This is a genomic window from Paenibacillus solanacearum (assembly GCF_910593845.1).
In the GTDB taxonomy this organism is placed as follows: Bacteria; Bacillota; Bacilli; order Paenibacillales; family NBRC-103111; genus Paenibacillus_G; species Paenibacillus_G solanacearum.
Genome location: NZ_CAJVAS010000048.1, coordinates 12,704 through 26,230 on the forward strand (window position 1 = coordinate 12,704; position 13,527 = coordinate 26,230).

General features: G+C 56.1%; 12 protein-coding genes. 8 read left to right on the plus strand and 4 right to left on the minus strand.

Going from position 1 to position 13,527, the window contains the following annotated elements; all coding sequences use genetic code 11:
- Positions 1-80: 80 nt before the first annotated feature.
- The 5 genes from KXG62_RS29180 (at position 81) to KXG62_RS29200 (ending at position 5,478) form a co-directional block, all read left to right on the plus strand.
- Positions 81-635, plus strand: a complete 555-nt coding sequence (locus KXG62_RS29180; RefSeq protein WP_218095537.1) for an RNA polymerase sigma factor — start codon at positions 81-83, stop codon at positions 633-635.
- Complete coding sequence (locus KXG62_RS29185) at positions 583-2,238, plus strand: DUF4179 domain-containing protein (protein ID WP_246627698.1); 1,656 nt, start codon at positions 583-585, stop codon at positions 2,236-2,238. The genes KXG62_RS29180 and KXG62_RS29185 overlap by 53 nt, the downstream gene beginning before the upstream one ends.
- 184 nt (positions 2,239-2,422) lie before the next feature.
- The gene (locus KXG62_RS29190) at positions 2,423-2,767 is read left to right on the plus strand and encodes an ASCH domain-containing protein (protein ID WP_218095539.1); all 345 of its coding nucleotides are present in this window, start codon (positions 2,423-2,425) and stop codon (positions 2,765-2,767) included.
- Between the two features lie 123 nt (positions 2,768-2,890).
- Positions 2,891-3,304, plus strand: coding sequence for a hypothetical protein (locus KXG62_RS29195; protein ID WP_218095540.1), 414 nt, complete (start codon positions 2,891-2,893; stop codon positions 3,302-3,304).
- A gap of 596 nt (positions 3,305-3,900) precedes the next feature.
- Positions 3,901-5,478: a hypothetical protein gene (locus tag KXG62_RS29200; RefSeq protein ID WP_218095541.1), complete on the plus strand. Its 1,578-nt coding sequence runs from the start codon at positions 3,901-3,903 to the stop codon at positions 5,476-5,478.
- A 113-nt stretch (positions 5,479-5,591) separates the two neighbouring features.
- On the opposite strand, the gene KXG62_RS29205 is transcribed toward KXG62_RS29200, so the two are convergent.
- From KXG62_RS29205 to KXG62_RS29215, 3 genes are all read right to left on the minus strand, one after another.
- Entirely contained in the window at positions 5,592-6,914 is a 1,323-nt protein-coding gene (locus tag KXG62_RS29205) for an ABC transporter substrate-binding protein (protein WP_218095542.1), read from the minus strand.
- 192 nt (positions 6,915-7,106) lie between these two features.
- On the minus strand, positions 7,107-8,429 hold the full coding sequence (locus tag KXG62_RS29210; protein ID WP_218095543.1) for an ABC transporter substrate-binding protein: 1,323 nt from the start codon (positions 8,427-8,429) through the stop codon (positions 7,107-7,109).
- A gap of 337 nt (positions 8,430-8,766) precedes the next feature.
- A complete protein-coding gene (locus KXG62_RS29215) occupies positions 8,767-9,537 on the minus strand; it encodes a helix-turn-helix domain-containing protein (RefSeq protein WP_218095544.1) in 771 nt (256 codons plus the stop codon).
- Between the two features lie 150 nt (positions 9,538-9,687).
- On the opposite strand from KXG62_RS29215, the gene KXG62_RS29220 reads away from it, so the two are divergent.
- From KXG62_RS29220 to KXG62_RS29230, 3 genes are read left to right on the plus strand one after another with little or no spacing between them, the layout of a single operon-like run.
- A complete protein-coding gene (locus KXG62_RS29220; protein WP_246627694.1) occupies positions 9,688-10,746 on the plus strand; it encodes an amidohydrolase family protein in 1,059 nt (352 codons plus the stop codon).
- Between the two features lie 21 nt (positions 10,747-10,767).
- The gene (locus tag KXG62_RS29225; protein ID WP_218095546.1) at positions 10,768-11,118 is read left to right on the plus strand and encodes a Rieske (2Fe-2S) protein; all 351 of its coding nucleotides are present in this window, start codon (positions 10,768-10,770) and stop codon (positions 11,116-11,118) included.
- 17 nt (positions 11,119-11,135) lie between these two features.
- Entirely contained in the window at positions 11,136-12,614 is a 1,479-nt protein-coding gene (locus KXG62_RS29230) for a glycoside hydrolase family 88 protein (RefSeq protein WP_218095547.1), read from the plus strand.
- Positions 12,615-12,821: 207 nt separating this feature from the next.
- Here the strand turns inward: KXG62_RS29230 and KXG62_RS29235 are convergent, their stop codons facing one another.
- Positions 12,822-13,400 (minus strand): NADPH-dependent FMN reductase, encoded by a 579-nt coding sequence (locus KXG62_RS29235; protein ID WP_218095548.1) that lies wholly within the window; start codon positions 13,398-13,400, stop codon positions 12,822-12,824.
- Between the last annotated feature and the right edge of the window lie 127 nt (positions 13,401-13,527).

Below are 13,527 nucleotides of genomic sequence, written 5' to 3' on the forward strand. Positions count from 1 at the left end.
TCATAGACAATGGGAAAATCGAATGAACCTTTTGACGGCTGGCGTTGTTTAGTAGTCAGAAACGGAAAGGAGGGGATCGCTTGACGGAAAAGGAGCTGTTCCAGACGTACAATCAAGCCGTGTACCGGACGTGCTATTTCATGCTCCACCATGCCGCCGATGCGGAGGACGTGTGCCAGGAAGTGTTCATGACCGTATTCCGGCACGACTGGCGAACGGTGGAGCATTTGAAAACATGGCTCATGCGAGTAACGGTGAATCACTGCCTTAATCATTTGAAGAAGGACCAGCGCGCGCGAACGAAGCACAAGCGGCTGGAGCTCGAGCCGACGCCCGTAACGGAGAAAGCGGCCGAGACGATTGCCGAGGAACGGGAGACGGCGATGGAGGCAATCCATTTGCTGCGCGAACTGCCAGGGAAGATGAAGGCGGTCGTGTCGCTTCGCTACTTGAACGAATGCAGCTTGAACGAGATCGCGGACATTCTCGGCATCCCGGTAGGGACGGTCAAGTCGCGCTTGAATAAAGGATTGAAGCGGATGAGGCAGCTGATGACGAAGGGAGAATCGCAACGTGGAAAGGATGGACAAGCGTATGGACAAGGCGGAACAAACCTTTGCGAAATGGCTGAATGAAGACAAGCAGATCGAATACCCGGATTTTGACGCGATGTGGGGCCGACTGGAGCAGGCGCTGCCCGGGCCTGGCGATAAGCTGCAGCCGGTGGACATGAACGCCCCGAAGCGCAGGCGCCTTCGCAAAGCGGCAGTCATCTCCGTTCTTTCCGCGGTGCTCGTAGCAACCCCGGTGGTGGCGGCCCTCTCGTATAATTGGGACCCGATTCTTTCTTATCGCAGCGGGATTCAATCGGCACTGCAGCAGGGCTTAGGGCAAAGCATCGAGAAGTCGGTGACACAAGACGGCGCGAAGCTCACTGTACATACGGCCATTGTGGACGATAACCGGACGGTGCTGCTGTACAGCTTGAAGACCGAGGGCGGTTCGGAGAAAGACAGCTTGTATTTTGCCACAATGCAGCTTACGGACAGCAGCGGCCGCGTCATTGAAGGGCGGCACAGTCAGACCTGGGATCAGGGCAACAAGGCGTGGACCGGCTATTTCGAGACAGAGTGGACGCCGGACGGCCAGGAAGCCGATGTGCAGTTCACGGCGCGAAAATTGCAAGCTTTTTCCTCCGTGCAGCGCGATCTTGCGTTTCAGCCGTTCGAGAACAAAACGCAATCGTTCGATATTGGGCAGGACGGAATCGGCAAGCTGACGCTGCAGCCATTTGTGCAGGGGGACAAAGTGATGCTCGCTTCTGCCGTAACATTCAGTAACCCGGATGCTCAGGCATGGGCGTTTCCCCGGATCGGCGTGTTCCAAGGGGATACGCCTGTCAAGGACGCGGCAACCGGCGTATTCGGCAAACCGGGTGAGAACGGAGAATATACCGGCCAGCAGCATTTTGCCGTAAGCGATGTACAGGAACCGTCCGTCTCTTACAAGCTGCTCTATACGCGGGAAGAGCGGCGGATCGACAAGGCCTGGACCTATGATTTGCATTTGGATAAAAAACAGATGTTGAGCGGTACCATCAAACGCCAATTGAACATCCCTGCGGCTCACGCCGACAAGCAAATGGTGCTCAAAGAAATGATCGTGACCCCGACGCAAATCCGGCTCAAGGCGGCTCATGAACCGTATATGCGGTTCCCGTTCGTCAACTACGTACTGGAGGTGAACGGCGAGGTGTTGAACGGAGGCCTATGGTACGGGGAAGGCAATTCCAAGGAAACGACGTTCCGCTTCGAGCTTCCACCCGGACTGCGCATGACGGAGCAGTCGCCGATCGCGCTGATCGCTCAATATGAGGTAATCGAGCACAGAGACGCCAAGGAACCGATCCGCTTGAAAGGCATTAGCGAACAGAAACAAACGATGACGACGCAGGTCGGCGGCTACGACGTCACATGGACTTATTACAAACAGGACGGCAATCTGTACGTGCAGAGTGAGTCAGCCGACCCGAGCTTTGGCGGAGTCAATCAGACGTATATGGGCACCGGATCAAGCCGCATCGTCGGCAAACCTGTAGGCGCCGGCTTCTACGGAGACGGCAATAACCGGGCCGTTGACATGTACCCTAACTTTACCGGAACGGATGCGGAACTGTATATTTTCTGGTATTACACCGACAACCCGTCCGAACAATTACGGATCAACGTAAACGGATAAATGGATCGGCGCATACGGAACCGGCTGCTGCGGCAGCCGGTTGTTCGCTGTTCCGCCGTTTTGCTGCTAGTGAAGACCCCGTAACCGCAACCGAATCGGTTCGGTTGTTGTGGCACGAAGAAGGAAAGAACGGCTTTTCGTGGAAATGAGTAGGTGAACGAGTGTAGGCGGGAGGGAGGCTTCCATGAAGGGATTATTGATCAAGTCGCCATGGATCGACCGGATTTTCGAAGGCAAGAAAACATGGGAGATCCGAGGTTCCAATACAGTGATCCGCGGCACCATCGCGCTGATTAGAAGCGGATCGGGTCTCATTCTCGGCACCGTGGATCTGGTAGACTGCAAGCGGCTGGAGCTGGAGCAGTACCGGGAAAGCACGGAATTCCATGGCATCCCGAAGCAAGCATGCGAAACGCTTCCGTATCAACATACGCATGCCTGGATTTTCGCGAACCCGACGCTGTTCGAGCGGCCGAAGCCGTACAAGCATCCGAACGGCGCGATTATATGGGTAAACCTGGAGGATTGAGAGGAGCTAATTTTTGGGTTTTCGCAACTTCCAATCCGCGAAACTTTTGCCAAAATTATCCGTAATGCTGGAATATAAATATAACGGGGGTTACGCATCGATCCTGAAGTGGGGGGAAGTCGGATGAAACGAAGAATCGGAATGCTAAGGTATCAGCCGCTGTTGTATTTTGGGTTGTTTTGGCTGGGAGCGGAGCTGTATCCGCCGCTTTTCTTGCTTTTCATGCCTATGTCCATTTTTGGCATCATGTTGTCGCTATTGAGAGTCAACGAGGCTACAGATTCCGGTAGGCCGTTCCGTTTTTTCGCATGCTTTATTTATTTGATTTTTTCGATCGCGATGTTTCCGCTCAGTGTTTTTATGATTATTTTTACGACCGGATCGGATTATTACAGAAATCCGCTTGTGGTGATTGCGCTGCTTATTGTACCGATGATTGCCGTTGCTATCATCGCCTTACGGCAAGGCGCTTTTGAAGGAGGAAAGCAAGGTTTTGTCCGTATGTACAAAGGGCTCATGAGACGACCGTGGGTGTAACAAATAAACAGACGGACTGCGGATACCGATCGCCGCTGACCTTCGATATCCGCAGTCCCTCTTCAGCCAAAGTTCCATCGCCAGACATACGCTTCATTCCCGGCCCAAGCGCCCCGGCTCAGAACCGACGGAAGGTTCTGGGCTGGGGTTCTGCTTTTCAGGCGGCGCACTCGGCGCAGGTACAGGAGCGGCTTACTGGCTTTCCCGACTGTCCAAGTCGGCAAGAGACCGGCTTGACCGCAGCACATAGTGCAATCGCATAACGATGGAGCGAGTTTTTGCCATACTTTTGCGTAGAGCACAATGGTATAATAGACCCGTATACATGCCGGAGAGAGGCAACTGCAAGGACATTTCATGGACAAGCAGGAGCTTCGGGCGCTTCTTTACGGAGAGGCGAATATATTCCCGGGAAGGTTCATTTCCGGCTGCACCGTCATGTGCGCACCCTTCATTGGGCTGTAGCGGAAACAGCGGATCGAACGCATGGCGAAGCAACCATCCGGCGGTTCATATCGTCTAACACATAGACGCTGAAGAATGCAGTTACGCTTCAGCGCATCTTTATCTTTTCCAACCGAAGGAGCGTGTGCGCTATGAAAATAAAATGGCTGCTTATCGCAGCGCTTTGCACGATTGCGGCGGTGCCATCCGCTGCGACGGCCGCGCAGCTGGATATCGGTGACGTTGTCGGTCAAGTGCAATCGACTGATATTCAGGCCGTCGTGAACGGAAGCCCGATCCCTTCGATGAACGTGAACGGCTATACAGCCGTCGTCGTGGAGGATTTGCGGCAGTACGGCTTCGACGTGGCATGGATTCCGCAGCGGCGCGAAATTATAATCGAGCCCGTCGCGGGCAAGCAGCCGAGTCCTTTGCCGGTATCCCCGTCCGCCTCCAAAGTCGGCGAGAAGCTGGGCGATGTGCTGTACACGGATATCGCAGCATACTTCGGCGATGTCAACATACCGTCTTACAATATCGGCGGCAAAACGGCCGTCATATTGAACGATTTGGAGCCGTTCGGGCAAGTGAACTGGTCGGAGAAGGAGCGCAAGCTGTCGTTCTCACCGGCGGCCAGCTCTGGCAAAGAAGCGCGGCCGGCTCAGTCGCTGCTTACGGTTCGCCAGAAGCAATCGGTCACGATCGAAGGCGTCGCCATTGGAGACGAGAAGATCATGCACGAGGGCAGAGAGATCGGCAGCGTCATCGACAATAGGCCAATGGTTTCCGTGCAGTGGATGGCGGAGCGGCTCGGCTACCGTACGGAACAGGCGAAGGATGGCAAGCTGCAAGTGCGGAGCGGAACGTACGGCTTCAGCCTTCAAGCCGGGGATGCGACAGCGGAGCGGTTCTGGTTCGGCACTCCTGTGGCGAGCGATGAGCTGTACGTCGAGCCGAAGACGGTGAACGGGGAGCTGCTCGCCTTCGAAACCGACCTGAAGTATTTGTTCGGCTATTATTCCGTTTGGGACCCCGAGACGCGTGCGCTGAATATCGATTACCGGGAATACGAGACGGCGGATTACGGCTTGCCCGAGACCGCGAGCAGCTATTTTTACTATGTTTTTGCCGACGAGTACGTATCCGGCGATAAGGGCGTTCCGAGTGTTTATGTGACCAGCCGCATGAACGGCGGCGAGTGGAACGGAGGCAGCGGGGGAGGCGCTTCTCTTCCCGAACCGGGCGATGGTCCGAAGTACCGCTTCGGCTCCGGCGCGCCGATCGATTTTGGCCGCAACGACGTGGAGGTTTGGTTAGGGGAAGCCGGCCGTCTGCTGTACTACAAAAGCCTCATCGTCAACCTGACGATGCAAAATGTGAAGCCGATCATCGACTATAACGGCCCGCTCGGATTCGGCGACTACTCCGTGCTGAAGCGCGTTGCCCCAGAGCAGGCTTATATGAAGACAACGGCCGCCGAGCTGGAGTTTTCCGGGCAGGTCAGCTCGAAGGTGGGCAGCGGCCTTACATTTACCATTGAAAAACAGGAAGGAAGCGGGTACAGGAACGTCTCCGATACCCCGGCGCCGTTCAGCGGTGATACATTCGGCATCAAGCTGAGCTTGCCGGAGGAGCCCGGCCTGTACCGCATTACGGCTTCCAGCGTGCTGACGAATCCGCGTTACACCTCGTCGACCGCCGTAGCGAAATGGTATGTAGACAAGCAATAATCGGTTACGGAAGCCGTCAGAGGCAAGGGCTGTCAAGCCAGACTCCGTATAAACGCAAGCGCCGGAAGGACGTTTACCGTCTTTCCGGCGCTTCTGTTATGGCGGCCCCATGCCTACTTCTCCGATTTGATCTGATCCTCGATTCTTTTATTCGCTTCTTCCTCGTACTCGCGCAAAGCCGTATTCATATCTTTTTTGCCCGTCACCACTTTACTGATGGCAGTCAGCAGGCTCGTATCGGCGATCGCATAGTATGGCGAGAAAGGCGGTGCCGCAGCGAACTTCTCAGGGAAGAACGCTCCGATGTTTTTACCCTGATAGTTTTTGTTGTTTTTGCCGAAGGCGGCCTGCACTTCCTTGTCGCGGATGGCGGGAGTGAATCCTTCCCTGGCCAGTCCCATCTGCACCTCCAGCGATGTCAGGAACGCGCTCACTTCGAACGCCTGCTTCTTGTATCTGCTTGTGGACATGACGTAGAGGTAGTACGGATCGACGGATGGCGCTGTGCCCTTGGCTTCCGAGTAATAGGGCAGCGACACCGCATCCCAGTTCAGCATTTCCGTATCGGGCAGACGGCGGGACACATTCGTAAAGTGCGGAAACATGGCTAAAGTCTGATCCTTGAAGAACATTTGCTCCAAGTCTCCGCCTTTGCTCATTTTTTCCGTAAATTCATACCCCGGCACCTTGAAGAACCTAGTGAAATTTTCGGTAACCTGTTTTACTTTGTCGTCGTTTAACGCTTTATTCGTCTGCGGATTCACAAGGGCCAAAGGCAGCTGGCTCGTTTTAAAATGGAACGTGGCGTTAGTGCCGAGTCCGTAATATTTGACCCCGTCGACGGTACGGCTCATGGTGACGGCCTTATCATAGGCTTCATCCCATGTCATCCCGTCTTTGGGATAAGGGACGCCAAATTTATCGAACAAACTCCGGTTGTAGAACAAGATCGGGAACTGAATGAACGCGGGCAGCGCATACAGTCCGCCTTTGGCAATATCACGCTGGGCATTGACAATACTCGGATCAAATCGGTTCAGGTCGAAGTTGGTTTCCTTGATCAGTCCGGAAATATCGTAATTCAATTTGTTGTCCAGCACCATTCTTCGCGTGCCCGCCGGTGTCACAAGCATGAGATCGATCGTTGCTCCGGCGGTGACGAGCTGCTCAAGCGGAGTGCTGCTATTAGCGATAAATTTGGGCGTAATATGCGGAAACCTTCTCTTGATCGGATCGCCGTACAAGGCCCAGAACATTTCGTCGGTCCAGTTGCTCTGTCCCCCGTAAAAGACAAGCTCGATCGGCTCTTGCGCTTTGTCCGGTGCATTGGACGCGTTCGGTGCGCCTTGCGTGCTGGATTGGTTACAGGCGGTGACGAGCGACCCCAGCATCCCGGCAATCGCAAGCAGAGCTGCGCCTGTTTGTATTCGGTTCATGTGCTTCCCCCTTCGGTTATAAGCGCTTACATTGACGTTGTGCGTAACACCCGGTTATGCGCAGGTCCCGAGGTTCGGTTAACGAATGGTTTAGATCAAGTGTGATCCAGATCACACCTACAATTATATCGGGGGGCTGAAGCGGATTACGATTAGTAATCTTACAATTTTTTTAGCAATCCAACGGTCTCGCTATTTCTCCGACTTGATTTGCTCCTCGATTTTTTTGTTCGCTTCTTCCTCGTATTCCCTCAATGCCGTATTGACATCGGTCTTGCCTATGACGACTTTACTGAACGCGTTCAGCAGGCTGGCATCGGCAAGCGAGTAGTAGGGCGAATACGGAGGCGCGGCGGCGATTTTGTCGGGGAAGAACGCCTTGATGTTTTTACCGGCGTAGTTTTTGTTGTTTTGGCCGAACGCGTCCTGAACCGCTTTATCCCGGATGACGGGCGTGAAGCCTTCCTTGGCCAGCTCGATCTGGGCCTCCACTGAAGTGAGAAAAGCGCTGACCTCAAACGCCTGTTTCTTATGCTTGCTGGTAGAGGTGATGTATAAAAAGTACGGATCGACGGAGGAGGCGATGCCTTTGGCTTCGGGGTAGTAAGGCAAGGAGACGGCGTCCCAGTTCAACTGCTCCGTATCCGGCATCCTGCGGGCCAGATTCGTATAATGCGACCACATCGCCAGTGTCTGGTCCTTGAAAAACATATTCTCATATGCCGTACCCTTGCTCATTGCCTCGGTCGCCACAAATTCCGGAATGGTGAAAAACCTGGAGAAGTTATGGAATACTTGCTTGATCCGGTCGTCGGACCGCGCCTTGTTCGTTGCGGGATCGACCAGCGTGAGCGGGATTTGGCTCGTCTTCATATGGAACGTCAGCGTCGTGCCGAAGCCGTAATACTTCGTGCCGGCATCGATCCGGCTCATCTTCGCTGCAAGATTGTACGTTTCATCCCAGGTCATCCCGTCTTTCGGATAAGGCACCCCGAACTTATCGAACAGGCTCCGGTTGTAGAACAAAATCGGAAACTGGGTGAACACGGGCAGCGCATACATGCCGCCCTTGGCGAGATCGCGCTGAATATTGACGATATTCGGATCGAAGCGGCCGAGGTCGAACTTGCTTTCCTTGATCAAGCCGGAAATGTCGGTTTGCAGCTGGTAGTTTAAAATATACGCCGGTGTTCCTGTCGACGTAACGAGCAGCAAATCGATCGGCTCTCCTGCCGTCATGAGCGAAGTCAGCTTGACCTTCTGATTGGAAATGAATTTGGGCGTAATATGAGGGAATTTCTTCTTGATCGGATCGCCGTACAGCGCCCAGAACATCTCATCGGTCCAGTTGCTCTGGCCTCCGTAGAAAACCAGCTCGATCGGTTCTTCCGCTTTGGCGCTGTCGTTCGGCGGATTCGCCTGCTCCTTTTGTTCCGTATTGCCGCACGCCGTCATGCATGAACCTAGCATGGCCGCCGCGGCAAGGACAATGCCGCTTTTGCACAGTTTGTTCATGTATACCCCTCGCTTGTTTTGTTATGGCCGATCCAATCATGGCTGCACCGTTTGGCAACCCGCATAAAGCGCTTACATAAGTGTGTGGCTGCTAAGATGCATCCGGTCCCGGACCGCTGTGATCTACATCACAGTTTCATTATATCGACCGCGGGAATCGCATTGCGATTAGTAATCCTACTGTTTTTTTAACGATCTAACGGTTCCATCCGCCGGCTTCTCGGGCTTCGCCGAATGGCGACGGAGGACGGCATCCGGGACGCCGAATCAGACCCCAAACGTCAAAAAGCAGGCCGCTATGACGGCGCTGCCGGATTCGTGTATGGGATGCCAATATTTAAACGATCTTTCCTTTTTTTAGATGGGATGGGGGCTGCCCTACGATTTTTTTGTACATGTAATTGAAATAGGTTTGATCGCAATAACCAAGCGCTTCGGCGACTTCGCCGATCGTCATGTTGGTCGTCATCAGCATTTCCCTGGCGGCCGTGACGCGCACTTCATGCATATATTCCACGGGCGTCCGCCCGGTCACTTCCTTGAAGACGGAAGATACATAGTTCGGGCTGCGATCCACATGCGCGGCGAGCTCCTGCAGCCGGAGCGGCTCGCGGTAATGCTTAACGATATATTGCTGGACGCGTGAAGCGAGGTTCCGCTTGGAGGAAGGGATGCCTTCGGCGACCAGCTCGCTCTGGACGAGCCCGAGAATTTCCAGCGCAATGCCGCGCGAGATCATTTCGTAACAGGGCATCTTGCCGATCCAGCATTCGCTCAGCATGGAGAAGCGCTGCTTGAGATAGTCGTAGCCGAACGGGCGAATTCGTTTGTACGGCTCGTCCATGAAATAGGTAAGATCGTCGGGCGAAGAATCCTGGAAATGGATCGAGTACATTTGCTGCTGTGCGCCGGGATGCACCGAGCGCGCGCGCAGCGTGCCCTGTGGGATGAACAGCCCGTCTCCCTTGTCCAAGGTCATGCCGGCGTCGCCGAGCCGGTAATCCACTTTTCCTTTCACGACCAGAAGAAGAATATGATGGCGGGTAGGAGCCAGTGCCATATTCCATTTTGTAGGGGTATGATCAAAAAAGACATGCTCGATCTTCAACGCGAATGCCCTCCTCTTCTTTGTTCCGTCCTTCCAACCCAGAACCGATCGCCAAGCCGTAGAATTACTAAAAAAGACGTATGATTACCAATCGTAATGGCAGCCGATCATTTTTACAATAGGAATATGAACTGGAGAGGGGATTCCCGAATGAATACGCAGCACAAAGTGATTGACGTTGATGTGCATAACGATTTGAAAAGTCCGAAGCAGCTTGTCCCTTTTTTGCCGGAGCCGTGGAAATCGGCGGTAGCGAGCTCAGGGATCGGCATGCCCGGTCACGGATACCGCTCGCCGATCGGCGTCATGCGTAAAGACTGCCTCCCGCCTTCCGGCGGCCCGGCGGCCTCGGACCCGGATTATCTCGTACAGGACCTGATCGAGCCTAATCATATGGAGTATGCGATATTGACAGGCAACATGATGAACATCTCGACGATGCACGATCCCGATTATGCGGCGGCGATCGCCTCGGCATATAACGATCATATTATCGCGGATTGGCTGCCGAAGCATCCGTCATTCCGCGGCTCGATCACCATTGCGCCGCAGGACCCGCAGCTCGCCGCCCGGGAGATCGACCGGCTGGCCGGGCATCCGGGCATGGTGCAGGTGCTGATGGGAAGCGCGCAGCGGGCGCCGCTGGGCCAGCGCCAGTTCCACCCGATCTACGAGATGGCGGAGCGTCATGGTCTTCCGCTGGCCATTCATCCGGGCGGTGAAGGCGCGGGCTCGACGCCACCCCCGTCGCCGGCCGGGTATCCGACGCGCTACCTGGAATGGCATACGTGCTTGTCGCTCAATTATATGGGGCATTTGATCAGCCTCATCTGCGAAGGCGTGTTCGAGAAGTACCCGAACTTGAAGTTCGTCATGCTGGAAGGCGGGATCGCCTGGCTGCCGCACGTGATGTGGCGGCTCGACAAAAACTACAAAGGACTGCGTTCCTCGGTGCCGTGGCTGAAGCGGATGCCGAGCGAATATATACGCGACCACTGCCTGTTCTCGACGCAGCCGATCGAAGAGCCGGACAATCCGAAAGATTTGATCAGCATCTTCGATATGATCGATGCCGAGAACTTCCTCATGTTCTCCAGCGATTACCCGCATTGGGACAACGATATGCCGACGGAAATTTTGAAGCGGCTTCGTCCGGAAGCGCGCGACAAAATATTTTACCAAAATGCCAAAACGTTATATAAGCTTTAGGAAAGGAGCCGGAAGGACGACATGGCGATTCATTACGTGGCCGAAGCTGATGAAATTCTAGAAGGAAAAAGTAAAATCGTTCAAATCGAGGGCCGTTCCATCGGCATATATCGCATCGGCGATACGTATTATGCTCTGCATAACCGGTGTCCTCATGAAGGCGCTCCGCTGTGCAAAGGTCCCGTGTGCGGTACGACGCTGCCTTCGGACGTATACGCGTACGAATTCGGCCGGAAGGGCGAGCTGGTGCGCTGCCCGTGGCACGGGTGGGAATTTGATATTAAGACCGGCAAATCGCTTTTTGATGAGAAAGTGCGGGCGAGAAGCTATAAGGTTCAAGTCGATGAAGGCAAAATCGGCATTATGCTGTAGAAAGGCGCGATGGCACGATGGTTGTACAAGGGTATGTTCCAGCGCGCATCGTACACCGGCAGGAGTCGCTCCTGCCGGAGGGGAGGCGGCTGCCCCGCGGCTGGTCCGGCGTGCGGGTCGACGGCGGGCTGCGTCTTGCGTGGCCTGATGCGGACGAAGCGCTCGCAGAACAGATGCGTTCGGCACCGGCGACGGGCCGCTTGCGGATTGCCGCAGCGCTGGACTTCAGGGAGGCCAGGCATGTAGAAGTGTTTTTGCCGGAGAGCGGAAGCATACTGGGTCGCATGGATATTCGATATGCCTATGCGTTCCAGCTGTTCGAGCTGCCGCTGACGCGGGAGCAGATGGAAGCGGCGCTGCGCGAAGGCGTCGGGCTCAGCGTGGAAGGGGGCGAAGACTCCCAGGGGGGGAGCCCGCTCTGGATCTTCGACGAGCTGGGCGGAGATCCGGCGAAGCGGTGCTTCGCGCCACATCTGTACATCGACGCGGGGCCGGAGCGTCCTTGGGCGGAGCGCTTCCTGGAGCGGACGGCGTCGCTGGCTTCCTTGCAGCCGTTCGGCTGGCTGGAAGGCTGCGTGCTCGACGGGCTGTACGACTTGCGGGATGTGCTCGGAGCCGGGAACGTCGATCCGGTGATCGCCGCGCATCTTGGGCAATTCATGGATGCGGGCGGCGAGCTGCAATACGAAGATCTTCGCGGCAGGGCGGTGGCGGGCGCGTTTACGACGATTGAAGCGACGCTTCCCGTCGGGATTATTGCCAAGCTGCAACCGAACCATCCGATGGTCGCCCGGGCGGTATCCTTCTGGGATTCGCGCGGCATGGCCGCAGGCGGGTATGTTATGGATGGCGACACGGTATCGGCGGAGGGGGCATACACCGTCGCGTATCCGCTGGCGGCCGTCGCCGCAAGGCTGCACAGGCCGGAGCTGGCGGAACAGGCGATTCGGCAGCTGCTGCTGCGCCGCGACCGGCTGGCCGAAGGCGATCACGTCCATCTGCGCTACGATGCGAGAACGGGCACGCATTCGTTCCGCAGCTGGGCGCGCGCCTACGCCTGGTATATGCTCGGCATGACGCGGACGTGGATCGAGCTCAAAGCTTCAGGCTTCGCCGGCTTGTCCGGCATGGCGGAGATCGAAGCGGAGCTTCGGCGCGTGGCCGGGGCGGCGCTATCGTGGAAGCGGCGGGAGGAAGCGCTGTGGGCTTGCTTCCTGGATGAGCCGGATACCGGCATCGACACCTCCGGTTCGGCGGGCATCGCCGCTGCACTTGCTCTTGGGGCGAAGCATGGGGCGCTGCCCGGTGCCTGCTTCGCGGAAGCAGAGGCCAGCCTGAACGCGCTGGCATCGTACTTGACGCCGGACGGTATCTTGTCGGGCGTCGCCCAGCATAATGCCGGCGGCCTCGCGTTGCAGCACTCCGGCTACCGCGTCCTGTCGCAGATGGGGATGGGGCTGATGGCGCAGCTGTACGCCGCCGTTCATACCGGATAAAACAAAAATCGGCCGTTGCGACGGCCCGCGGATCTTCAAACGTGCAGATTTGAAGACCTGCGGGAGCGTACGGCCTTTTTTTGCGGGACAGGCGAATCGATTTTCGAAGGTGATAAAGCGGCAGACCGGATCTTCGCAGACCAGTCTTGCACGCTCAACCGGAACGCTAACAGCGTGGGCATTGCAGGATTCCGCGTGGCCGGGCGGCTACAACGACCCGGGCTCTCTCGTTTGCAGCTCTCTCACTTGCCGCGCAAGCGCGCCGAGCACAAGCTGCAGCTGCAGCACCGTTGCTGCATCCGTCAATTCGCCTTCGGCGCTCAGCTTCGCGCTCACGAGCGGAATGGCGACCGTGCCGTCGTCAGCCACGTCGGCGGACAGCATGCGCAGCGTCAGCCGCAGCGATTCGAGCGCTTTCTCGCCGCCCGTCAAGGAAGGCGAAGCGCTGATCGCGGCCGCTGGTTTGTTCATCAGCTCCCCCGACGATACGATCCAGTCGAGCGCATTCTTTAATGCGCCCGGCATGCCTCCCGCGTACTCCGGCGTGCAAATAAGTACGCCGTCCGCAGCATTAAGCCGCGTGCGTAAATCTGCAACCTGTGCCGTTGGCTTGTCCCCGTCGGTATCGGGATTGAATAATGGCAGGTCGCCTAGCCCCTCGTACATCGTAATAATCATATCGCCCGGAGCAAGGGAGGCCGCGGCGCGCAGGATATGCGTATTGGACGAACGGCTGCGCAGGCTGCCGGATATGCCTATTATGCGTATTGGCGAAACATCATTCATCTTGATCCCACCATTCTATAGAGATTCGTGCATAGCTTCCGATTTCATTATATACCGTGACACTAATGTGAGGGTCAAGCGGGTGTGAAAATCCCGCTGCGCTGAAACGGCACGATCCCGAAACGGC

Bases quoted from the DNA above. Each gene is read 5' to 3' on its own strand.
- KXG62_RS29185 (WP_246627698.1), top strand. From the start codon at position 583: ATGGACAAGCGTATGGACAAGGCGGAACAAACCTTTGCGAAATGGCTG.
- KXG62_RS29190 (WP_218095539.1), top strand. From the start codon at position 2,423: ATGAAGGGATTATTGATCAAGTCGCCATGGATCGACCGGATTTTCGAA.
- KXG62_RS29195 (WP_218095540.1), top strand. From the start codon at position 2,891: ATGAAACGAAGAATCGGAATGCTAAGGTATCAGCCGCTGTTGTATTTT.
- KXG62_RS29200 (WP_218095541.1), top strand. From the start codon at position 3,901: ATGAAAATAAAATGGCTGCTTATCGCAGCGCTTTGCACGATTGCGGCG.
- KXG62_RS29205 (WP_218095542.1), bottom strand. From the start codon at position 6,914: ATGAACCGAATACAAACAGGCGCAGCTCTGCTTGCGATTGCCGGGATG.
- KXG62_RS29210 (WP_218095543.1), bottom strand. From the start codon at position 8,429: ATGAACAAACTGTGCAAAAGCGGCATTGTCCTTGCCGCGGCGGCCATG.
- KXG62_RS29220 (WP_246627694.1), top strand. From the start codon at position 9,688: ATGAATACGCAGCACAAAGTGATTGACGTTGATGTGCATAACGATTTG.
- KXG62_RS29225 (WP_218095546.1), top strand. From the start codon at position 10,768: ATGGCGATTCATTACGTGGCCGAAGCTGATGAAATTCTAGAAGGAAAA.
- KXG62_RS29230 (WP_218095547.1), top strand. From the start codon at position 11,136: ATGGTTGTACAAGGGTATGTTCCAGCGCGCATCGTACACCGGCAGGAG.
- KXG62_RS29235 (WP_218095548.1), bottom strand. From the start codon at position 13,400: ATGAATGATGTTTCGCCAATACGCATAATAGGCATATCCGGCAGCCTG.